Source organism: Vibrio sp. GLN_1 (genome assembly GCF_043106015.1).
Lineage (GTDB): Bacteria > Pseudomonadota > Gammaproteobacteria > Enterobacterales > Vibrionaceae > Vibrio > Vibrio parahaemolyticus.
The window spans coordinates 126,622-146,614 of the sequence record NZ_JBICMD010000035.1 but is presented as its reverse complement, the minus strand read 5'-3'; the positions used below and the strand labels follow the sequence as shown (position 1 = coordinate 146,614).

Below are 19,993 nucleotides of genomic sequence, written 5' to 3'. Positions count from 1 at the left end.
TTTGGAAAGGGAATCGTGATGAAGCAGATAAAAAAGCAAAAAAACTTCAATTTTTCGCTAAAGCTTCTTTTCGAGCTGTCGATACAACCTGATTTTGCGTTGAAATTAAGAATCCAAATCACCTAACCAAGCAAGGTAAGAGCGAGATTTGGCGCCTGTTTAGCTTGGGCTAAAATAGTGGTACTGACTTGTTGCAAGATCTGCTGCTTCACCATTTGCGTGGTTTCTTTGGCGTAATCAGTATCTTGAATACGACTGTTCGATGCCGCTAAATTTTCGTGGATGTTATCTAGATTATTGATCGCATGATTGAAGCGATTTTGATATGCACCTAACTCGGCACGTTGGCTATCGACAAATTTCATCGCCGTGTCTAGTACAGCGACAGCTTGCTGCGCCCCACCAACGGTTGTGATGTTCAAGTTATTGACCGCATCATAACCTTTCAACGACATCCCAAGCTCACTCGCAAGATCTCCTGAGAATGAAATCGTTCCGGCGGTTTCTTCTCCTGCCATAAAGATCTGTAACTGGCCTTTTTCATTAACAGAAGCCGTCACTTTGTCGGTTTGACCATTAATGTAGGTCGCGAGTTCTTCAATATCATCACCGGCTTTGGCATTGATTTGGATTTTTTTCGTCTCGCCAGAACGGTTGGTGAAAGACATCGTCAGATCATTGGCGTTCTCTTTTACCTGCCAATCAGAATCAGCACGCCCTTGAGCAACATAACTAAAGCCCCCCATGTCCAACCCGTCAGTACGCATCGATTTCAACTCAATCTGTACGGCTTCACCAGAAGCAGCACCGATTTGAAAAGACGATTTGCCGAATGTGCCATTCAACAGTTTGCGTCCACCAAAAGATGTGGTTTCCGCAATGCGGTTCAACTCATCGTTTAACGCGGTGACTTCTTCTTGCAACGCGGTACGCTCGGCTTGGCTGTTTGAGCCATTAGCCGACTGAAGCGACAAATCACGCATACGTTGCATGATGTTCGTCACCTCATTCATCGCGCCTTCTGCGGTTTGCATGATAGAGATGCCATCATTAGCGTTACGAACCGCCACATCCAAACCACGCATTTGTGATTGCAGACGATTGGAGATTTGCAGGCCTGCCGCGTCATCTTTTGCGCTGTTAATACGCTTCCCTGAAGACAAACGCTCCATGGATTGATTCAGCATATCCGTTGCACTGGTCAAATGACGTTGTGCGACAAGTGCTGCAACATTGGTATTAACGGTGATAGCCAAGAGACACAGACTCCAAATAAATTAAGGCTTTGGATACTTATCGACCAAGAAACAGAAAGATTTAGTGTTTTTTGAAAAGAGATTGGAATGAGAGAATAGAAAACAAAAAACCCTCCGAATGGAGGGCTTTGGAAACTTTTAACTATTAATTACTTAATGGCCAATTCTGCTAGCATTTCTTGTGAAGGAGCGAAGAAGTACGCACCTGTTACCGCTTTAGTGAAGCGAAGCAGTTGGTCTGTTTTACCGTCGGTTACGCCGTACATGCTCTCTAGCATCACTTTGATATTGTGAAGGGTATTGCAGTAAGAGATGAACAACAGACCGTGCGCGCCAGTCACTGTGCCGTATGGCAAGCTATGACGAACAATCTTCAAACCTTTACCTTCTTCTTTAATATCAACTCGACCAACGTGAGATGCTGCCGGTACGTCTTCTAGCTCGACTGAATCTGGTTTGGTGCGACCAATAACTTTCTCTTGAGCTTTGATATTTAGGCGATTCCAAGCTGGCAAGTTGTGCTCAAAACGTTGAACCATAACATAGCTACCACCAGCATATGGGCCATCTTTTACCAATGCTACGTCAGCGCGAGCGTCCCCTTTCGGGTTTTCTGTGCCATCGATAAAGTCCGTCATGTCACGTGCATCTAGGTAGCGGTAGCCGTACGTTTCATCCACGACCGTCACATCTTCTGCAATATCGGTTAGGAATTTGCGCAATACGTAAAAGTGCAAATCGTGGCGAGTAGAATGGCAGTGAATAAGCACATCAACATCTGTTGTTGGTGCAATAATGTCGCCTTCACCAAGTTGTGGGAAATCAATCAGCTCTTCTGGTGCGTCAATATTTAGGTGCTGCCAGAATGATTTGGTGAATGCGATGGAAATCGTCAGATTAGCGCCCGGTTGACTGTTGTTTAAGTCTTTAACCAGCTCAGGAAGCGCTTTCAGTTTCGCCAATACGTTTTCACGGTTTTGGTTCACTTTTAGTTGAGTGTACAGTGCAAATGGCCCTGCTTCTGGCACGATCGCCGTTTGAGCTTGTGACATTGAGGTATCCTCTATACTTTGCCCCATTGCGGGAAATTATTGTTTTTAATTTTTTGAAGGCTGTTTCGCATCGTGCTTAAGCTGTGGCACGTTAAAACAGTCTTTTACCCATCTTCCGTTGAGAAGATAGATCATAAACCAAGTTAATAAGGTGATGGTTAGGGCATTTGCCCAATTGAATACACCATGTTCTAGGTACACATGATACATGGTCTGAGCGAGTTGAATACCGCACAAGATCAAAGTCATCTCACGGCCATATCGCGTTATTTGATTTACCCAACCACGATCTGGGTGACGCAATCCCATCAGCCACATCAATAACAGGCTTGGAATACCAATCGACAAACCTAAATACAACGTGCTGGAATCAGGATAGACAATGGACAAAAGCTTGCTGCCGCTTTCTCGGCTGACACCCGCCATTGCAAAAACCACCCAAGAGCGAGCCAGAAACATCCATCCTAGCCAAACAAGAATAGGCGCTTTCAAAAATCCATGAGCGTCATATTGGTCAAATGAGTAGCGCACAATATCGTCTTCTTAGTTTCATAAAAACGCCACTTTAACCGATCGATTCAGAGTTGCAAGCAAGCAAAGATGAGAACTAAAGTTCATTTCATCATCTTACACAGGTAAACTAAACGCAGATTTACAGTGACGTCGATGAGAAACATGAAAAAAAGAACCCCTGCAACCCCAGTTCCTTCTCTAGAAACTCAAACCGAAGCCATGAAGATCGCAAAAGCGACACAGAAACCGGGTCAAACGAAAGAACAAACCAAACTGATTGCTCAAGGTATCGAAAAAGGCATCGCTCAATACAAAAAACAGCAAAAAGAGCGAAATCGTCAAGCAGATAAAGCAAAGAAAAAACAGCAGCGTGAAAAGCTGCGCCAACATGAAGAAGATGTTATCGAGTCAGATAACATCACGGATGATTCGCCAAACCACTTCTCAAGTAAGCTGCCTTGGGCGCTACTTGCGTTAAGTTGGATTGGCTTTGCGGCTTACATTATGTTGGGTAAATAACGGATGAAACAGGTATTACTTGGATTTTTTGTCGTACTTCTCGCTGGGTGTACGATGCCTTCTCACGTGATTCATGCTCAAAGCCAAGATGTTCATATTCGCATTGACGGTCAGTTCAACCCTGAGCGATGCGAATACAAAGGTGAAGTCACTGGAAGCGAGGGCCATTGGTATAACTACATTTTCATGACCAATGACGCGATGATGCAAGGGGCGATGAATGATTTAAAAAACAATGCTGAGGCCATCGGCGCGGACACAGTGTTCATGGTTTCTCCGCAAGATTTCATCACCTCATTTAGCGTGCTGGGTTCTGCTTACCTCTGCAATGAGTGACGCCTAGAAATGAAAAAAGCCAGCGATTGCTGGCTTATGCACGAAATCCAAGACTGCTAGCGATATCTCTCTCCCGATCTAAAACCCATTGGCTATCAAAAGGTCCCCAATCCGAAAGTTGGTAATAGCCGTCATTATGACGTCGGCCATCTTGAACGAATATGAGTTCAATGCCGATCCCCGGTAATGCCTTTAGTACATCTTGAATTGTACGACGAGGCCACCCCGTTTTTTCGATCAACTTTGGCACATTCGGCCTTTCTAGGTTTTCCACCAACAAGGCCAAATATAGCCGCCTTGCAAAAACAGGACTCAATTCCATTGACACCTCCTAAAATTGTGCTGAATCATTATTTCGTTTTTGCCAAGTAAGATGTTGCGTTTGATCAATAACTCGACTTTTCCACTTGATTTAGGCGTTTTTTTATCCGCTTTATGCCAAATTAAGTTCTGTTTTGGCATGTGAGACCAGTTATCTACTTCTATATGAAAATTATTCTCCACAGCGTTTTGTCAGTTTGATTGCTTCTTGATAGGATGCTGAATCAGCCAAGAAATACCTCCCCAAAGCGCGTTGCGCTCTAGAGAGTAAAAACAGAATAAAAAAGGGAAACATTATGACAATTACCATGTTCGGCATTCCAAACTGCGACACCATCAAAAAAGCAAAGAAATGGTTGGAAGCTGAAAACATTGCGTTTGATTTTCACGACTACCGCAAACAAGGTATTGATGCTCAAATGGTGACTGAATTTTGTCAGGCGCTAGGCTGGGAACAAGTTCTCAACAAACGTGGCACCACGTTCCGCCAACTGACTCAAGAACAAAAAGACACGCTTAACGAAGAAAATGCTATTGCGCTGTTGGTTGACAACCCAGCGATGATTAAGCGCCCAATTCTGAACGTAGACGGCCAACTCCATATCGGTTTCAAAGCAGACCAATACGCTACGATTTTTAATTCATAAATGTAAGGAAGACTCAAGGATGACAGACAGTCCAGTACTGGCACTTGCAAAAGACCTGATCAGCCGCCAGTCCGTAACACCTGAAGATGCAGGTTGTCAGGACCTAATGATCGAACGTTTAAAAGCGCTCGGTTTTGAAATTGAAGTTATGGTGTTTGAAGACACCACCAACTTTTGGGCGCGTCGCGGTAACGAAGCGCCATTGTTTGCTTTCGCAGGTCACACAGATGTCGTACCCGCAGGCAAGCTAGAACAATGGGGTACACCACCGTTCGAGCCAACCATCATCGATGGCTACCTTCATGGTCGTGGTGCGGCCGATATGAAAGGCTCTTTGGCGGCGATGGTAGTGGCCGTTGAACGCTTTATTGCCGAGCACCCAGATCACAAAGGCTCGATTGGCTTTTTGATCACTTCTGATGAGGAAGGTCCTTTCATTAACGGTACCGTTCGCGTCGTAGAAGCGCTGATGGAACGTGGTGAGAACATCGATATGTGCATCGTTGGTGAGCCTTCTAGTACAGAAATTGTGGGCGATGTTGTGAAAAATGGCCGCCGTGGTTCGATTACCGGAGACCTAACTGTAAAAGGCACGCAAGGCCATGTGGCCTATCCTCACCTCGCTAATAACCCTGTTCACGCATCGCTACTTGCCATCCACGAACTGGCAACAACAGAGTGGGATAAAGGCAATGATTACTTCCCGCCAACAAGCTTCCAGATTCCCAATGTATCTGCGGGTACAGGGGCATCTAACGTGATTCCTGGCGAGTTCAACGTTCAATTCAACCTACGTTTTAGCACCGAACTGAACAATGACACTATCGTCCAGCGCGTAACAGAAACACTGGATAAGCATGATCTCAACTACGAACTACATTGGACATTCAACGGCGACCCGTTCTTAACGGACACAGGTGCCCTACTTGATGCTGTGGTCGCTGCAGTAGCGGAAGTGAACAACACCAAACCAGCGCTGCTCACAACGGGGGGGACGTCAGACGGACGTTTCATTGCTCGCATGGGCGGTCAAGTCGTTGAGCTTGGACCTGTCAATGCCACGATTCACAAAGTGAACGAATGCGTAAAAGTGGACGATCTTGAGAAGTTGACTGACATGTACGAAAACACCTTAAAACACCTACTCGCGAAGTAATCGCACGTAGTTAACCCATTGATGAGCATACCATGACTCCTGCGCAACTCACCGGAACGACCGATTCTCACCTTCAATCAACCATGGTTGGTCAGAAGGCTTTTTTAATGCATCCCGATGTCGCGAACGATCTGCTCAATATGATCGAAGCAGCAACAAAAGCGGGATTTAAAATGGAAATTGCCAGTGGCTTTCGAGACTTTTCTCGCCAGCGAGCAATTTGGAATGGGAAGTTCGAAGGTGAGTTGCCGATTTTAGATTCTAACTCGCTGCCTTTAAATAAGGCTGCGTTAAGTGACGAAGAAAAACTAAAGGCCATTCTTCGCTGGTCGGCTTTGCCAGGAGGAAGTCGCCATCATTGGGGATGTGATTTCGATGTGTATGCTCGCAATTTACTTCCACCAGGCACCAAGTTGCAATTGGAACCTTGGGAATATCTAGAAGGTCATCAGCTGGCGTTTTATTGTTGGCTAAAAGATCACATTGATGAGTTCGGCTTTTTCTTCCCCTATCTTCAAGATTTAGGTGGCGTCGCCATTGAACCTTGGCACATTAGCCACAAAGCCATCGGTCAACAATGTGCTGCTCAACTGAACACCGAAATGCTAAAAGATGAGCTGGTTCGACAAAATCAACAACACAACATTGCAGGGTTAGAATCGATACTGAATAATTTAGATAGCATCTTATCTACCTATATTCGCAATATCACCCCACCGCCGGAGGCGTTATGATCGAATTTCTTACCAACCCTTGGGTGATCATCATTGTGGTATTGAGTGTGATCATCGGGAACATTGCCGCTCTGAAGTACACCGCCAAAATGAAGTTCAACCAAATGGATAAAGGTCGCAAGAACGATTTAGATCGTCTAAACGAGCTAGATAAAGAGCGTTATGGCAACAATGAAAGTAGCAAGCACGAACAAAAATAAGCGGCTTTCTAGTCGCTCTTGCTAATTGAGTTATGCATTTGAATGCTGTAATTTCAACTGTGCTCCGAGCAATGAAAAACGATCAAAAAAGGGACCGAATGGTCCCTTTTTTCTTTTCAATTCAACAATCTAACTTACTCTTTCACCACCGCACCAAGAACTGGCACCAGTGATTTCAAGAACTCTTCTTCAACAGGTTTGCCTGATGAATCGGTAATGTTGATAGAAGTGCGGTTGCCCAAGTCCCCTAGCAAGAAGGTGTATTTACCTGCTTTTAGGTCGACTGGCTTCACGCCAATTTCATTCCAGAATTCATCATCTGGAGATGCATACTTCGCTGTTACCGTACCTTGTGACTGGCTGCGCTCTTCAATCGTGAAGCCCATCTTAGGCAGAATGTTCGGTAAACGCTGCCACAATACATTGTATTGCGCACGAGCGATGATAACAGGCAGACCACTGCGGTCTTTGCCCATCGTGACAGGAATCTGTTTCACCAACTCTTGAGCTTTACGCTGCGCTTCTTCACGAACTTCTTGATCGTAACGAGCCGTTACTAAGTTAGTCATGAACACGTTGTAACGCTCGCGGTTAGTCGCAGTCACTTCCTTAACTTGATCGCCTTCACGCCAGTCAATTAAGCTCACTTTGAAACCGTGTCGGCCATTTGCTTCTGCACGAGAGATCTCGTATCGGCTACCAATTTCTAGCTCTTCGTCAGGAGAGTTCCACGTTACCCAACCTGTCTCGATTCGAGAATCAGTTTGACTTTCCACTGGAATTTTTCTTGCTTCAACCATGCCTTGCACAGTTTGCCAAACTTTATCTAGCTCATCTTTGCGCAATAGCCAAAGTGTCACTTCACCGTTACTACTGCGATCTAGGCGCGCACCAGGAATCAACTCAAGTACTTGCTGAGGTGGACGGATATCAACCGACTTCCCTAAGCCACCCGCATAATTGCCCTGAGGAATGTCATAGTTTGGGTAGAACTGAGGTTGAGCTCCTTGCGGAACGTTCCATGCCTCTAGAGCTGGTGTGTTCAAATACTCGAAATCGTCTTTTGCTTGACGACGTTGGTTGGCACCACCTGAACAGGCAGTCAATACGAATACAGCTAATGAACTTAACACTAACTGGCTTGAAAGCTTCATCTATACTCCTAAAACACTGAGGGCTTAATCGCCCCCAGTATGAACTTCAATCCTAGTAAATACCTGCGTCTGTCAACGCCTGTTCCACGATCGGCTGCGATTTTTCAGAAAGTGCGGTTAAAGGAAGACGCAAGCCACCTTCTTCAATCAAACCCAGCTTATGCGCTGCCCATTTTACAGGGATCGGGCTTGATTCAACGAATAAGTTTTTATGCAGAGTCATCAAACGTTGGTTAATGATTTCTGCCTCTTCGAATTTACCTTCACTTGCCAAATGGAACATGTCTGCCATGTCTTTCGCTGCAATATTGTTCGTTACCGAGATAACACCATTGCCGCCCAGTTTCACGAATTCCAAGCCCGTCGCATCATCACCACTTAGTAAGATAAAATCTTCGCCACAAAGTTCACGGTGAAGTGCAATTCGGCTCAAATCGCCCGTCGCATCTTTTAGAGCAACGATATTATCAAGCTTTGACAAGCGTGCCACTGTCTCAGGTTGCAGATCTACGGCAGTACGACCCGGTACATTGTACAAAATTAGAGGTACGTCACTCGCTTCTGCGATCGCTTTGTAATGCTGGAACAAACCTTCTTGTGTTGGTTTGTTGTAATAAGGCGTCACACTCAAGAAACCTGCGATACCAGAATCCGCGAGTAATTTGCTAAATGTCACGGCTTCGTGGGTTGCATTTGCACCCGTGCCGGCAATCACAGGGATGCGACCGTTGGCAAACTCAACAGTTTTATTAACGACCTTTACATGCTCTTCAATGGTCAGTGTCGCTGACTCACCTGTCGTGCCTACTGCCACAATACCGTCTGTACCCGCTTCGATGTGGTACTCCACTAGCTTTTGTAGACCGTCGAAATCTACTTCACCATCTGCTTTGAATGGTGTAATCAGCGCTACGATACTTCCTGAAAACATGTTTATCTCCCTCATTTAACTCTTTCTGCATGGTACTGTAATGCGATTGAAAAACACAAGAGCGTAAACTCGCTTACAAAGTACAAATGAATGAATAATTATCAGTTGTTAGAGGTCTAGCAACTTAATTGCGCAATTTGGTCTTATTCCCAGCAATTTTGATAATCATCTTGGTTATCTGGTTCTGTGCCTTAGCAGCCTGAAAAGGCTTGTTTTAGCGAGAATGACTTGGATATGTGCCCTTTAATTATCTAGGCGACAGGCCACGGGTAACTTCACCAAAGAATTTTTGCGGCCTATTGTTACGCTCAGAAATATACGCTTTAGCGACATTTATCAAGTCAGGTTTTAGTGAATAAAAAGGCTAGTTTAGCGCCAAATAAACCACTGATAGCGGCTCGCCAAGTTTTCACTGCTCATATTGTGCTTATTTTCAGCATTTTCCCTGCTCGATGGCCTTCTGTGTCCCAGTCTACCCCATACTCACTGCTTAGCACTTCACCTTTTTTAATCTCAATTATCCTGCGAACTAAAAAAAGAACTCACTCGATATTTCTCTTCGATATCTGTGCTAACATCTCTCTATTGAAGAAAGGACAAGAAGCTTATTTATGAAGCAACATCTGGTACTTACAGCAGTTGGAACGGATCGTCCGGGCATTTGTAACCAAGTGGTTAAGCTCGTGACTCAAGCTGGTTGTAACATCGTTGATAGCCGCATCGCTATCTTTGGCAATGAATTTACTCTGATCATGCTACTGACTGGAAATGCCAGTCACATCACTCGTGTTGAAACACAGCTGCCACTATTAGGGCAAGAACATGACCTAATCACCATCATGAAGCGAACGTCTGCGCACGAGCTGCTCGACAACAGTTACACGATGGAAGTCTTTATCGAATCTGAAGATCGTCCAGGACTGACAGAGAAATTTACTCAGTTCTTCGCAGACCAACAAATTGGCTTAGATTCGCTCAGCGCACAAACCATTAGCAAATCCAAACTGCAGCTTGATGCTGACCAATTTCATATTGCGATCACCGCATCAGTCAGTGCCGATTGCAACCTGATGCAATTACAAGAAGATTTCGATGAACTTTGTAAGTCGCTCAACGTACAAGGTTCTCTGAATTTCATTAAAAACACACTATAAAGTAAAGGAAATTATAATGAATACGCTGACAGCAGGCTCGCCAGCGCCAGCCTTCTCTTTGCTCGACCAAGACGGCAATACTGTTACTCTTGATGACTTTAAAGGCAAGAAAGTCCTTTTCTATTTCTACCCAAAAGCCATGACTCCAGGCTGTACCACGCAAGCAAAGGGCCTGCGTGATGTAAAAGCAGAACTAGATGCGCACAACGTGGTTGTTCTGGGTGTCAGTATCGACCCAGTTAAGCGCCTAGGAAAGTTCATTGAACGTGATGAGCTAAACTTCACGCTACTGTCTGACGAAGACCACGCTGTTGCTGAACAATTCGGTGTGTGGGGCGAAAAGAAATTTATGGGTAAAGTTTACGATGGCCTTCACCGCATCAGCTTCTTAATTAATGAAGAAGGCGTGATTGAGCACGTATTCAACAAGTTCAAAACGAAAGATCACCACGAAGTGGTTCTGAACTACCTAAACGAAAACGCCTAATGCGAGCTCGTTTAGAGTCATACGTTAAAAGTTAACGTTCTAAGAATCGAAAAAGCCCAGCATTGATTGCTGGGCTTTTTATTCAATCGAATAATTACTGAGCTTTGCTCAATGTCTAACGCGTTACTCTTGGACGGGTTCGCTTTCTTCGGTGCTTGGTAGCGCATTCCAAACGGCTTTCACTAACGTCGCTAATGGGATCGCAAAGAAGACTCCCCAGAATCCCCACAAACCGCCAAACACCAGTACCGCAACAATAATCGCAACCGGGTGAAGGTTAACCGCTTCTGAAAATAGAACTGGCACAAGCACATTACCATCTAGCGCTTGGATGATGCCGTAAGCCAGCAGCAACCAGTAGAATTGTGGCGTCATGCCCCATTGGAACAAACCAACAATCGCAACCGGTACGGTTACCGCTGCTGCACCAATATATGGAATCAATACCGACAAACCTACAGCAACGGCCAAGAGCGCGGAGTAACGTAGGTCTAGAATCGCGAATGTTACGTAGCTCACGCCACCAACAATCAAGATTTCCAGCACTTTTCCGCGAATGTAGTTCGAGATTTGCTCGTTCATCTCGTGCCAAACTTTGTTCGCTAGCTTACGGTTTTTCGGCAAAATGCCGCTCGCCATTCTAAGCATTTCTTCTTTGTCTTTAAGCAGGAAGAAAATCAGCAGCGGCACCAAAATCAAGTACACCGCCAATGTGGCAATACTGACTAACGATGCAAGTGAGCCTTTTACCACGCTTTCACCCAAACCTAGTGCTTGGTTTTTCGCGTTAGTCACTACGGTTTCTACAATTTGTAGGTTAGCCAACTCCGGATGGCGCTCAGGCAACGTCATGATGAACTTTTGCAGCCCGTTATACATGTTCGGAATATCGTTGATTAAGTTGCCAACCTGAGTCCAGATCGTCGGAACCAAGCCAAATAAGGCGATCAACATGATGCTGATAAAAATCAAGAGAACAATAATCACTGATAAGGTGCGAGGCACACCCATACGAGACAATTTAACCACTGGCCATTCTAGGAGATATGCCAATACGATCGCCACCAGCAATGGCGCAATCAAATGCCCAAAGAAGTAAATGGTGATAAAACCAAACAGCAAAATGGCGACAAGGCTTACTGCGTGGGGATCTGAGAAGCGGCGTTGATACCAACGACTTACCATTTCGAACATCTTATGCGGATTCCTTATTGAAAACAGTCAATGTGTAGTGCTCTGGTGTAGATTGGCAATCAACCACGTACCCTTGGGTACGAAGGTAATTCACAATGTCTCGTTTAGAGCTGTTATCCACCACTTGAATGACAAGGTGATGATACTGCGATTCTTCATCCTGAAAGACCTCAGCAGCGTGACGCTTGGCAAGTAACAGCGCCATTGGGCAGCGTTGCTCGCGCAAATCAAGTAACATGGATTCCATTGTATTGCTCTGCACTTATGATAGGGTTGTATTGTAACGGCTTTTTGAGCTGGTGCTAGCACTTCTGACATGATTTGACCGCATGCTGAAATGACTCGGATATAAAACAATTTACGAAACCAATTCATTTATTTTTGGTCTTAGTGCTAGCCTATTCATCCTAGAGGATGACCATAAAGTATAGTGGTGATGTTGTGAGGTACTCGACCTCCAACCACGTACTTAGGTATTTTGGAGAATCTTTAAACCGTATGTTAAAACGCACTCGCTCGCTCGTTTGTTTGTGCCTTGCCGCTGCAATCAGTTCACCAACAACTTACGCCAATAGCATCGACTTGCCTGATATTGGTACGGCAGCTGGCGGCACGCTTTCTATAGACCAAGAGTTGATTTATGGCGACGCGTACATGCGCATGCTCAGAGCCAGTAAGCCTATCGTCAACGATCCGGTCATCAACGAATATATCGATTCCCTCGGACACCGCCTCGTGGCCAACGCGAACGATGTAAAAACGCCGTTCCACTTCTTCATGATTCGTGATCGTAATATCAACGCCTTTGCCTTTTTTGGCGGTTACGTTGCATTGCACTCAGGGCTATTTCTTCATGCTCGTAGCGAAAGTGAACTCGCATCCGTTGTCGCGCACGAAATTGCACACGTAACACAGCGCCACCTAGCGCGCAGTATGGAAGACCAAGCAAGGCGCTCTCCAGCGACTTTAGCCGCGCTTGCTGGTGCATTGTTACTTTCGATTGCTTCACCAGAAGCTGGCATGGCAGCGATTACCGCCGCAACAGCAGGCAACATGCAAAGCCAAATCAACTACACTCGCTCAAACGAGAAAGAAGCCGACCGCTTCGGCATCGCAACCTTGGCGAAAGCAGGATTTGATGTGCAAGCAATGCCGCGTTTCTTTGGCCGTTTAGCCGATGAATACCGCTACGCGAGCAAACCGCCACCAATGCTACTGACTCACCCTTTACCAGAAGACCGTGTAGCAGATAGCCGTCAACGTGCACAAGCCTATCCCCCAATGCGCATTGCACCTTCTATCGATTACCATTTGGCGCGCGCGCGCATTGTGGCGCGATATGCCGGTATCGACGGACAAGCCGCACTAGGTTGGTTTGAGCGTACTCAAAAGAAAGCTTCAGCGGACATCATGCCGTCATTTGATTACGGCCGAGCGCTGGTTCATCTGGACAACAAACGCTTATTACAAGCAGAACCGATTTTGAAAAAGCTGTTAGCGCAAGATCCGGGAAACCCATTCTATTTAGATGCAATGACCGATCTATACATCGAGAAAAAACAGCCACAAAAAGCCGTTGAGTTGCTAAATAGTGCGCTAAAGCGTAATCCTCAAAACAAAGTATTAACCATTAACTACGCCAACGCGTTGCTTGAAGCGAACCAAAATGACCAAGCTGTGCGTACGCTTCAGCGTTATACACACGATAACCCAGAAGATAGCAATGGCTGGCAGCTATTATCGAAAGGCTATCATGCCCTTGGACGTAGTGATGAAGAGCTTGCAGCACGCGCGGAAATTCTGGCACTAAGAGCAAACTGGAATAAAGCGATTCAATATTACAGTGAAGCAAGTAAAATGGCCGAATTGGGTAGCTTAGAACAAGCGCGATACGATGCTCGTATCGACCAACTCATGATCCAACGAGATCGATTCATGGCATTACAATAACGAAATGGAGAAAACCATGTCAGTCGTGATTTATCACAACCCACGTTGCTCAAAGAGCCGTCAAACTCTTGAGTTACTTGAGCAAAATGGTGTTACACCGGAAGTCGTAAAATACCTAGACACGCCACTAAATGTGGATGAACTAAAAGCGCTATACGTTCAACTCGGTTTCTCATCAGTACGTGAAATGATGCGTACAAAAGAAGACGTTTACAAAGAACTTGGTTTAGGCGAAGCATCAGTAAGTGACGAACAATTGTTCGAAGCGATGGCGCAAAACCCAAAATTGTTCGAACGTCCAGTTGTTGTAGCAAACGGCAAAGCTAAAATTGGTCGCCCACCAGAGCAAGTGTTGGATATTCTATAAATGGATTGCCAGATCCTTATTTTGTACTTCAGCCGTCATGGCTCAACAAAACAACTGGCAAGACAGATAGCAAGAGGAGTCGAATCGACTCCTCAATGCCAAGCAATTTTGCGTACAGTTGAAGAATTGTCACCTCACTCACATACCCCTTCCGATCCAATTGTTACTCTAGAGGAACTGAAAAAGTGCGACGGTCTAGCGTTCGGTAGTCCCGTTTGGTTTGGCAATATGGCAGCGCCTTTAAAGCACTTTTGGGATCAAACCACCCCTTTGTGGGTTAGCGGTGACTTAATCGATAAGCCAGCTTGTGTATTTACCTCATCATCTTCGATGCATGGCGGTCAGGAGACCACACTTCAAAGTATGATGACGCCATTACTGCATCACGGGATGATGGTACTTGGTATTCCTTACGCTGAACCAGAGCTGCATTCGACCCAATCTGGTGGCACACCCTACGGTGCCAGCAGTGTAGGACACGAACCAAGTCTCACAGCGGAGGAGACTCGCCTGGCACAACAATTAGGTAAACGACTAGCAACAGCAGCGTTAAAGCTCAAAGCTTGTCACTAATACCAGTATTAATAATCAGTAGAATTGGTATCAATTCAAGGATAGAGAATCGATGTCTGACTCTTTCGAAGAGCAACCACCTCTTGGTGCTCAAGCAAAAACGTATCGCTACCTCGCTTTGTTCGGCAACTTAGCTTTATTAGCATGGGTCGCGATTTGGCAACTCGCTTTATCTCCTCACCCTCATCTGAGTAGCACAACACTCGCGATTGCATGGTGTATTCCGTTATTGCTACCGTTACCTGGCATCTTAGCGGGCAAACCTTACACGCATGCATGGGCGAACTTTGTCTTGATGCTGTATTTCTTGCACGCCCTCACTATCTTGTATGTGGACGGTGGTGAACGGTGGTTGGCAGCGGTTGAGCTGGTGCTTACCTCTCTTGGTTTTGCTGGCAATATTTTGTTTGCTCGTGCTCGAGGAAAGGAGCTAGGCCTTAAGCTCAAACGCTTGTCACAAGTAGAAAAAGAAGAAAAAGCGAAGTTCAATAAATAACTTCTCTGATTCAAAAACAAAAAGAGTCGCAATTGCGACTCTTTCTTTATTCTATGCTCAAACGCGGATTAACTTTGCGAAGTAGAATTCCACTCATAAATCAGATCGTATTGATCTTGCACTTGAGGAATCACAACAGGTTGTTGTACTTGCACTGCTGGCACAGTTTCCTCAACGGCTTGAACCACCGTTTTTGGTTGCCCTTCTATAGCTTGAGCCTCTGAAGGTAGAGTTTCTACCGATTGCTCTTCCGATGGCGTCACTTCTTCAACGTCACCGAGTGGATCTTCAAATTCCATCAATTGTGAGATAGACGAAGCCTCTTGCTCAAATGCTTGTTGTGAAGCAAGCAAATGAATAGTCAGCGTTAACTCACTGCCTTGTACACGCTTGATTTCTGTGCCCGCCACTGAATTCAATTTGGTAAGTGCATTTTCTAAACGGAAGAAATCAGCAGCAGACGTTACATTTAACACTTTCACATTCACGGCTTTAGAAGACTTGCCTGAGACAACAACGGCGTTTTTACTTGCGTAGTAATCAGCGATACCATCCACCATTGCGGAAATAGCGTCTGCACCTGTTGCCGACCCGCTGCGTGGAGAAGTTTGCGCATCAATAATCTTTGCAGGCGCTTGGTCATACAAAGTCCAACGAATCTGCTCGCCTTGCGCACGAATAATTAATACCGCGTCCGCTGGGTAACGCTGGCTGGCTTGGCTAATCGGTTCAATGAAACCGCCCCAAAGATCTGACGTGTTCACGCCCGTGACATCGTCAAAATCCCCAACAGGAATCGTAATTGGAAGGCCACGAGCTTCCGTTGCTTTTTTCAACGCAGCAACGTTGGCAGAATCAGAATGTTCCCATGCAATTGCGCGGTCGTAATCTTGCTCTTCCACCAGCCAAACCAAAATGTTGGCACGATTCGGTGACCATGAAGGCAACTGAGCTTGAGTCAAAAGTGATTGAATTTGCCCACTGTTAAACAACATTTTAAGACTTGCTTTACCATCAACTTGGCTTTTCCCAAGCTGAGAAATATAGCGAGAGCTAGAACTCAGCGCCTTTTGGATAACAGGGTTGCTTAGAGAAGATTGAGAACCAGTCGCTCGAACAATCACATCTTTCATACCTTGTTCACGAGCCGCAGACTCACCGTCGTTCTGCTCACTGTCGATAACCACTTCGGCACGATAGATATCTACCTGAGTTAATGCATACACCGGCAGGGACAACCAACCGATCAGTAAGAGAGCTAAATAGCGCATAGTTTTCATAATCCTCTAAACAAGAACCCGCATAATAAGCAACTATCAAATCTTGAGCAAGGCGCGTACTGAGTGAATTGTTTGTAGTTTGACCAAGTTAATGCCGTTTTTTGCATCACTAGGTGATTAATTAACGTTACCCCACCAACATGAACTCATATCGATGCAAATTGAAAGACATAAAACCTGATATTCATTGCTCTTGAAGCTTCATTTTAAAGAGCGCTTATTAGCTCACAGCACATCGATATTCTTTGAATGGCTTAATTTGGACTCGTAAAATCGTCCATTTTGCAAGCAACCAACTCTCAAAACATTCGTTTGGATGATAAATTCATTCGAAAGTTTGATCTAAGCAACGTTGCAAACGATTGCAGGATGATAGAATTCGTCGGATTTGTCTGCGTATCTTTGAAATAGGGAATTATTATGAAAAATGCGTTACAAGGCGCTCAAATGCTCTTTGTCGCTTTTGGTGCTCTCGTGCTCGTGCCGCTTCTGACTGGTCTCGATCCAAACGTAGCCCTCTTTGGTGCCGGTGTCGGTACTCTCCTCTTCCAATTAATCACTAAACGTTCTGTCCCAATCTTCCTTGCCTCTTCTTTTGCGTTTATTGCTCCTATTATGTTCGGTATCCAAACTTGGGGTATTGGTGCAACTATGGGCGGCTTGATGGCGGCAGGTTTGGTTTACGTTGCGCTTGGCGCAATGATCAAAGTGCGTGGTGTAGGGTTTATCCATAAGATTTTGCCACCGGTTGTAGTTGGCCCAGTGATCATGGTTATCGGCCTTGGCCTTGCGCCAACGGCAGTCAACATGGCGGTAGGTAAAACGGGCGACGGTGCGGTTCAGTTAGTAAATGGCGATGCTGCGGTCATTATCTCTGCGGTTTCGCTGCTAACGACGATTGCACTTAGCGTGTTCGCAAAAGGGTTCCTAAAACTGGTTCCTATCGTGGGTGGTATTTTGGCGGGCTATTCAGTATCCCTATTCTACGGTGTGGTTGACTTTACACCTGTGGCTCAAGCAGCTTGGCTTGCAATGCCCAACTTCACCATGCCTGAGTTCAACATCAACGCGATTCTATTCATGATCCCAGTTGCAATCGCTCCTGCGGTAGAGCACGTGGGTGACATGTTGGCTATCTCTAATGTAACGGGTAAAAACTACCTGAAGAAACCAGGCCTACACCGCACTATCGCGGGTGACGGAATCGCGACAATTGCAGCATCAATGGTTGGTGCGCCGCCAAACACTACTTACAGTGAAGTAACAGGCGCGGTAATGCTGACCAAAGCTTTCAACCCAGTGATCATGACTTGGGCTGCCATTACCGCTATTGTTCTTGCGCTGGTAGGTAAGCTAGGTGCGATTCTGCAAACCATTCCTGTGCCAGTAATGGGCGGCATCATGATTCTTCTGTTCGGTTCTATCGCAACCGTCGGTTTGAATACGCTGATTAAAAACAACGTTGATCTACACAAGTCTCGTAACCTAGTGATCGTTGCAGTAACACTGGTATTTGGTATCGGTGGTATGGCTTTCGGTATCGGCGAGTTCAGCCTACAAGGTGTAAGCCTATGTGGTATCGTGGCAATCCTTCTTAACCTAGTGCTGCCACACGACCTTGGTGAAAACCACGTGGTTGATAACGCTCAAATGGAAGAAGAAAGCGCGAAGTAATTCGACTGTGTGACTTTTAAGTGGCGCACTTTAACCTTTCTAAATAAATAAACAGCAACAAAAAAGGCTTGGTGAAAACCAAGCCTTTTTTTATTCGGAGTAACTAATTACTTAGTACCGAAAATCTTATCACCTGCATCACCAAGACCAGGAACGATGTAGCCTTTGTCGTTTAGCTTCTCATCGATTGCCGCAGTGTAAAGCTCAACGTCTGGGTGCGCTTTTTCTAGTGCTTCAATACCTTCTGGAGCAGCAACTAGAACAAGAACTTTAATTGACTGACAGCCTTTCTCTTTTAGTAGGTCGATAGTAGCGATCATAGAACCGCCAGTTGCTAGCATTGGGTCAACAACTAGAGCAATACGCTCATCAATGTTAGACGCTAGCTTGTTGAAGTAAGGTACTGGCTCAAGTGTTTCTTCATCACGGTAAATACCAACAACACTGATACGAGCGCTTGGCATGTGCTCAAGAACGCCATCCATCATACCTAGACCTGCACGTAGGATTGGCACTACTGTTACTTTTTTACCTTTGATTTGGTCAACTTCTACCGGACCGTTCCAACCTTCAATGGTTACTTTCTCTGTTTCAAAGTCTGCTGTCGCTTCGTAAGTAAGTAGGCTACCGACTTCTGTCGCTAACTCACGAAAACGCTTTGTGCTGATATCACCTTCTCTCATTAGACCAATTTTGTGTTTTACAAGAGGGTGCTTTACTTCAACAACTTTCATGTCCATCTCCGGCTATAGTTGGCAATATTTAAACAAACCTTCAGATTATACATGATTTTCACAGGGATTTCAGGATATATCACTAAAGAAAAAAACAGACGCAAACGTTTGCTATCTGTATTTAACCACTGGTAGAATAGCGCCGTTTTCATATCCAACTTAAATACCGAGGACTTCCCTGTGAGTGGTAACAACTCTTCTCTTAGCTATAAAGACGCTGGTGTCGATATTGATGCAGGCAATGCGCTTGTAGATCGTATTAAGGGTGCGGTGAAACGTACTCGTCGCCCTGAAGTGATGGGTGGTATCGGTGGTTTTGGCGCTTTATGCGAATTGCCAACCAAATACAAACAACCTGTACTGGTTTCTGGTACTGACGGTGTAGGCACAAAACTTCGCCTAGCACTGGATATGAACAAGCACGACACTATCGGCATCGACCTAGTGGCAATGTGTGTAAACGACCTAATCGTTCAAGGTGCCGAGCCCCTATTCTTCCTAGATTACTACGCGACTGGCAAGCTAGATGTAGACACAGCAGCAGACGTGGTTTCTGGTATCGCTGATGGCTGTGTTCAAGCTGGTTGTGCACTTATCGGTGGCGAAACCGCTGAAATGCCAGGCATGTACGAAGGCGAAGACTACGACGTTGCGGGTTTCTGTGTAGGCGTAGTGGAAAAAGAAGACGTGATTGACGGCACTAAAGTAGCAGCAGGCGACGCACTTATCGCTGTCGGCTCAAGCGGTCCACACTCAAACGGTTACTCACTGATCCGTAAGATTCTAGAAGTTTCTGGCGCAGATAAAAACGAAGAGCTAGCAGGTCGCACTATCGGTGAGCACCTACTAGAACCAACGAAGATTTACATCAAATCCGCACTTAAGATGATTGAGAAACACGATATCCACGCGATTTCTCACATTACGGGTGGTGGTTTCTGGGAAAACATCCCTCGCGTACTGCCTGAAGGCACAAAAGCCGTTATCGACGGTAACAGCTGGGAATGGCCAATCATTTTCAAATGGCTGCAAGAGAAAGGCAACGTTGAAACACACGAAATGTACCGTACGTTCAACTGTGGTGTTGGTCTAATCGTTGCACTACCAAAAGACCAAGCAGACGCGGCGGTTGCACTTCTTAAAGAAGAAGGCGAAAACGCATGGGTGATTGGTGAAATTGCTCAAGCAGAAGCAAATGAAGAGCAAGTTGAAATCAACTAACTTGTGAATCACGCTAAAAAATAAAATGAATGAGGACGCCACGT

24 protein-coding genes are annotated in these 19,993 nt (G+C 45.5%); 14 read left to right on the top strand and 10 right to left on the bottom strand.

Annotation, left to right across the window (positions count from 1 at the left end; genetic code table 11):
* Nucleotides 1-122: 122 nt before the first annotated feature.
* The 3 genes from ACF8OV_RS15785 to ACF8OV_RS15775 form a co-directional block, all read right to left on the bottom strand.
* The gene (locus ACF8OV_RS15785) at nt 123-1,256 is read right to left on the bottom strand and encodes a flagellin (RefSeq protein WP_025610744.1); all 1,134 of its coding nucleotides are present in this window, start codon (nt 1,254-1,256) and stop codon (nt 123-125) included.
* Between the two features lie 149 nt (nt 1,257-1,405).
* A complete protein-coding gene (locus tag ACF8OV_RS15780) occupies nt 1,406-2,308 on the bottom strand; it encodes a Dyp-type peroxidase (protein WP_005457759.1) in 903 nt (300 codons plus the stop codon).
* Between the two features lie 45 nt (nt 2,309-2,353).
* Nucleotides 2,354-2,839 (bottom strand): DUF2919 domain-containing protein, encoded by a 486-nt coding sequence (locus tag ACF8OV_RS15775; protein ID WP_029839121.1) that lies wholly within the window; start codon nt 2,837-2,839, stop codon nt 2,354-2,356.
* Nucleotides 2,840-2,983: 144 nt separating this feature from the next.
* Between ACF8OV_RS15775 and ACF8OV_RS15770 the strand changes: the two genes are divergently transcribed.
* Entirely contained in the window at nt 2,984-3,340 is a 357-nt protein-coding gene (locus tag ACF8OV_RS15770; RefSeq protein WP_020838654.1) for a DUF2956 domain-containing protein, read from the top strand.
* A 3-nt stretch (nt 3,341-3,343) separates the two neighbouring features.
* A complete protein-coding gene (locus ACF8OV_RS15765) occupies nt 3,344-3,676 on the top strand; it encodes a DUF4156 domain-containing protein (protein ID WP_025637365.1) in 333 nt (110 codons plus the stop codon).
* Nucleotides 3,677-3,710: 34 nt separating this feature from the next.
* Here the strand turns inward: ACF8OV_RS15765 and ACF8OV_RS15760 are convergent, their stop codons facing one another.
* Nucleotides 3,711-3,998 carry a helix-turn-helix domain-containing protein gene (locus tag ACF8OV_RS15760; RefSeq protein WP_005494336.1) on the bottom strand — a complete coding sequence of 96 codons (288 nt, stop codon included), beginning with the start codon at nt 3,996-3,998 and terminating at the stop codon, nt 3,711-3,713.
* Nucleotides 3,999-4,293: 295 nt separating this feature from the next.
* Between ACF8OV_RS15760 and ACF8OV_RS15755 the strand changes: the two genes are divergently transcribed.
* The 4 genes from ACF8OV_RS15755 to ACF8OV_RS15740 are packed head-to-tail and all read left to right on the top strand — an operon-like array spanning nt 4,294 to nt 6,734.
* Nucleotides 4,294-4,644: an ArsC family reductase gene (locus ACF8OV_RS15755; protein ID WP_005484501.1), complete on the top strand. Its 351-nt coding sequence runs from the start codon at nt 4,294-4,296 to the stop codon at nt 4,642-4,644.
* Nucleotides 4,645-4,663: 19 nt separating this feature from the next.
* Nucleotides 4,664-5,800 (top strand): succinyl-diaminopimelate desuccinylase, encoded by a 1,137-nt coding sequence (gene dapE / locus ACF8OV_RS15750; RefSeq protein ID WP_258495833.1) that lies wholly within the window; start codon nt 4,664-4,666, stop codon nt 5,798-5,800.
* A 32-nt stretch (nt 5,801-5,832) separates the two neighbouring features.
* Nucleotides 5,833-6,534, top strand: a complete 702-nt coding sequence (locus ACF8OV_RS15745) for a M15 family metallopeptidase (RefSeq protein ID WP_258495831.1) — start codon at nt 5,833-5,835, stop codon at nt 6,532-6,534.
* A complete protein-coding gene (locus ACF8OV_RS15740) occupies nt 6,531-6,734 on the top strand; it encodes a DUF2897 family protein (RefSeq protein WP_025592195.1) in 204 nt (67 codons plus the stop codon). The genes ACF8OV_RS15745 and ACF8OV_RS15740 overlap by 4 nt, the downstream gene beginning before the upstream one ends.
* A 134-nt stretch (nt 6,735-6,868) precedes the next feature.
* On the opposite strand, the gene bamC is transcribed toward ACF8OV_RS15740, so the two are convergent.
* Entirely contained in the window at nt 6,869-7,888 is a 1,020-nt protein-coding gene (gene bamC / locus ACF8OV_RS15735) for an outer membrane protein assembly factor BamC (RefSeq protein ID WP_005494324.1), read from the bottom strand.
* Nucleotides 7,889-7,940: 52 nt separating this feature from the next.
* Nucleotides 7,941-8,819, bottom strand: coding sequence for a 4-hydroxy-tetrahydrodipicolinate synthase (gene dapA / locus ACF8OV_RS15730; protein WP_005457716.1), 879 nt, complete (start codon nt 8,817-8,819; stop codon nt 7,941-7,943).
* A 611-nt stretch (nt 8,820-9,430) separates the two neighbouring features.
* Between dapA and ACF8OV_RS15725 the strand changes: the two genes are divergently transcribed.
* Nucleotides 9,431-9,973 (top strand): glycine cleavage system protein R, encoded by a 543-nt coding sequence (locus ACF8OV_RS15725; protein WP_005465166.1) that lies wholly within the window; start codon nt 9,431-9,433, stop codon nt 9,971-9,973.
* A 16-nt stretch (nt 9,974-9,989) separates the two neighbouring features.
* Nucleotides 9,990-10,460: a thioredoxin-dependent thiol peroxidase gene (gene bcp, locus ACF8OV_RS15720; protein ID WP_005481097.1), complete on the top strand. Its 471-nt coding sequence runs from the start codon at nt 9,990-9,992 to the stop codon at nt 10,458-10,460.
* A gap of 123 nt (nt 10,461-10,583) precedes the next feature.
* Here the strand turns inward: bcp and ACF8OV_RS15715 are convergent, their stop codons facing one another.
* Both ACF8OV_RS15715 and ACF8OV_RS15710 read right to left on the bottom strand, forming a co-directional pair.
* Nucleotides 10,584-11,654 (bottom strand): AI-2E family transporter, encoded by a 1,071-nt coding sequence (locus ACF8OV_RS15715; RefSeq protein ID WP_005457764.1) that lies wholly within the window; start codon nt 11,652-11,654, stop codon nt 10,584-10,586.
* Between the two features lies 1 nt (nt 11,655).
* On the bottom strand, nt 11,656-11,892 hold the full coding sequence (locus ACF8OV_RS15710; RefSeq protein ID WP_023624344.1) for a sulfurtransferase TusA family protein: 237 nt from the start codon (nt 11,890-11,892) through the stop codon (nt 11,656-11,658).
* Nucleotides 11,893-12,152: 260 nt separating this feature from the next.
* On the opposite strand from ACF8OV_RS15710, the gene ACF8OV_RS15705 reads away from it, so the two are divergent.
* From ACF8OV_RS15705 to ACF8OV_RS15690, 4 genes are read left to right on the top strand one after another with little or no spacing between them, the layout of a single operon-like run.
* The gene (locus tag ACF8OV_RS15705; RefSeq protein ID WP_015297125.1) at nt 12,153-13,604 is read left to right on the top strand and encodes a M48 family metallopeptidase; all 1,452 of its coding nucleotides are present in this window, start codon (nt 12,153-12,155) and stop codon (nt 13,602-13,604) included.
* Between the two features lie 16 nt (nt 13,605-13,620).
* Nucleotides 13,621-13,971 (top strand): arsenate reductase (glutaredoxin), encoded by a 351-nt coding sequence (arsC, locus tag ACF8OV_RS15700; RefSeq protein ID WP_060657366.1) that lies wholly within the window; start codon nt 13,621-13,623, stop codon nt 13,969-13,971.
* Nucleotides 13,972-14,544 carry an NAD(P)H:quinone oxidoreductase gene (gene wrbA / locus ACF8OV_RS15695; protein ID WP_005457725.1) on the top strand — a complete coding sequence of 191 codons (573 nt, stop codon included), beginning with the start codon at nt 13,972-13,974 and terminating at the stop codon, nt 14,542-14,544.
* Between the two features lie 52 nt (nt 14,545-14,596).
* Entirely contained in the window at nt 14,597-15,040 is a 444-nt protein-coding gene (locus ACF8OV_RS15690) for a DUF2069 domain-containing protein (RefSeq protein ID WP_005457718.1), read from the top strand.
* 68 nt (nt 15,041-15,108) lie between these two features.
* On the opposite strand, the gene ACF8OV_RS15685 is transcribed toward ACF8OV_RS15690, so the two are convergent.
* Complete coding sequence (locus tag ACF8OV_RS15685; RefSeq protein ID WP_015297127.1) at nt 15,109-16,311, bottom strand: DUF2066 domain-containing protein; 1,203 nt, start codon at nt 16,309-16,311, stop codon at nt 15,109-15,111.
* 429 nt (nt 16,312-16,740) lie between these two features.
* On the opposite strand from ACF8OV_RS15685, the gene ACF8OV_RS15680 reads away from it, so the two are divergent.
* The gene (locus ACF8OV_RS15680; protein WP_005457676.1) at nt 16,741-17,994 is read left to right on the top strand and encodes a uracil-xanthine permease family protein; all 1,254 of its coding nucleotides are present in this window, start codon (nt 16,741-16,743) and stop codon (nt 17,992-17,994) included.
* Between the two features lie 107 nt (nt 17,995-18,101).
* Here ACF8OV_RS15680 and upp read toward each other — a convergent pair whose 3' ends face one another.
* Nucleotides 18,102-18,728 carry a uracil phosphoribosyltransferase gene (gene upp / locus ACF8OV_RS15675; RefSeq protein ID WP_005457783.1) on the bottom strand — a complete coding sequence of 209 codons (627 nt, stop codon included), beginning with the start codon at nt 18,726-18,728 and terminating at the stop codon, nt 18,102-18,104.
* A 180-nt stretch (nt 18,729-18,908) separates the two neighbouring features.
* Between upp and purM the strand changes: the two genes are divergently transcribed.
* Nucleotides 18,909-19,949 carry a phosphoribosylformylglycinamidine cyclo-ligase gene (gene purM / locus ACF8OV_RS15670; protein WP_025632486.1) on the top strand — a complete coding sequence of 347 codons (1,041 nt, stop codon included), beginning with the start codon at nt 18,909-18,911 and terminating at the stop codon, nt 19,947-19,949.
* Nucleotides 19,950-19,993 lie beyond the last annotated feature (44 nt).

Bases quoted from the DNA above. Each gene is read 5' to 3' on its own strand.
- ACF8OV_RS15725 (WP_005465166.1), top strand. From the start codon at position 9,431: ATGAAGCAACATCTGGTACTTACAGCAGTTGGAACGGATCGTCCGGGC.
- upp (WP_005457783.1), bottom strand. From the start codon at position 18,728: ATGAAAGTTGTTGAAGTAAAGCACCCTCTTGTAAAACACAAAATTGGT.
- ACF8OV_RS15755 (WP_005484501.1), top strand. From the start codon at position 4,294: ATGACAATTACCATGTTCGGCATTCCAAACTGCGACACCATCAAAAAA.
- bamC (WP_005494324.1), bottom strand. From the start codon at position 7,888: ATGAAGCTTTCAAGCCAGTTAGTGTTAAGTTCATTAGCTGTATTCGTA.
- ACF8OV_RS15710 (WP_023624344.1), bottom strand. From the start codon at position 11,892: ATGTTACTTGATTTGCGCGAGCAACGCTGCCCAATGGCGCTGTTACTT.
- ACF8OV_RS15685 (WP_015297127.1), bottom strand. From the start codon at position 16,311: ATGCGCTATTTAGCTCTCTTACTGATCGGTTGGTTGTCCCTGCCGGTG.
- ACF8OV_RS15770 (WP_020838654.1), top strand. From the start codon at position 2,984: ATGAAAAAAAGAACCCCTGCAACCCCAGTTCCTTCTCTAGAAACTCAA.
- ACF8OV_RS15680 (WP_005457676.1), top strand. From the start codon at position 16,741: ATGAAAAATGCGTTACAAGGCGCTCAAATGCTCTTTGTCGCTTTTGGT.
- ACF8OV_RS15765 (WP_025637365.1), top strand. From the start codon at position 3,344: ATGAAACAGGTATTACTTGGATTTTTTGTCGTACTTCTCGCTGGGTGT.
- ACF8OV_RS15690 (WP_005457718.1), top strand. From the start codon at position 14,597: ATGTCTGACTCTTTCGAAGAGCAACCACCTCTTGGTGCTCAAGCAAAA.
- arsC (WP_060657366.1), top strand. From the start codon at position 13,621: ATGTCAGTCGTGATTTATCACAACCCACGTTGCTCAAAGAGCCGTCAA.
- ACF8OV_RS15740 (WP_025592195.1), top strand. From the start codon at position 6,531: ATGATCGAATTTCTTACCAACCCTTGGGTGATCATCATTGTGGTATTG.
- dapE (WP_258495833.1), top strand. From the start codon at position 4,664: ATGACAGACAGTCCAGTACTGGCACTTGCAAAAGACCTGATCAGCCGC.
- dapA (WP_005457716.1), bottom strand. From the start codon at position 8,819: ATGTTTTCAGGAAGTATCGTAGCGCTGATTACACCATTCAAAGCAGAT.
- ACF8OV_RS15705 (WP_015297125.1), top strand. From the start codon at position 12,153: ATGTTAAAACGCACTCGCTCGCTCGTTTGTTTGTGCCTTGCCGCTGCA.
- ACF8OV_RS15715 (WP_005457764.1), bottom strand. From the start codon at position 11,654: ATGTTCGAAATGGTAAGTCGTTGGTATCAACGCCGCTTCTCAGATCCC.
- bcp (WP_005481097.1), top strand. From the start codon at position 9,990: ATGAATACGCTGACAGCAGGCTCGCCAGCGCCAGCCTTCTCTTTGCTC.
- ACF8OV_RS15780 (WP_005457759.1), bottom strand. From the start codon at position 2,308: ATGTCACAAGCTCAAACGGCGATCGTGCCAGAAGCAGGGCCATTTGCA.
- wrbA (WP_005457725.1), top strand. From the start codon at position 13,972: ATGGATTGCCAGATCCTTATTTTGTACTTCAGCCGTCATGGCTCAACA.
- ACF8OV_RS15760 (WP_005494336.1), bottom strand. From the start codon at position 3,998: ATGGAATTGAGTCCTGTTTTTGCAAGGCGGCTATATTTGGCCTTGTTG.
- ACF8OV_RS15745 (WP_258495831.1), top strand. From the start codon at position 5,833: ATGACTCCTGCGCAACTCACCGGAACGACCGATTCTCACCTTCAATCA.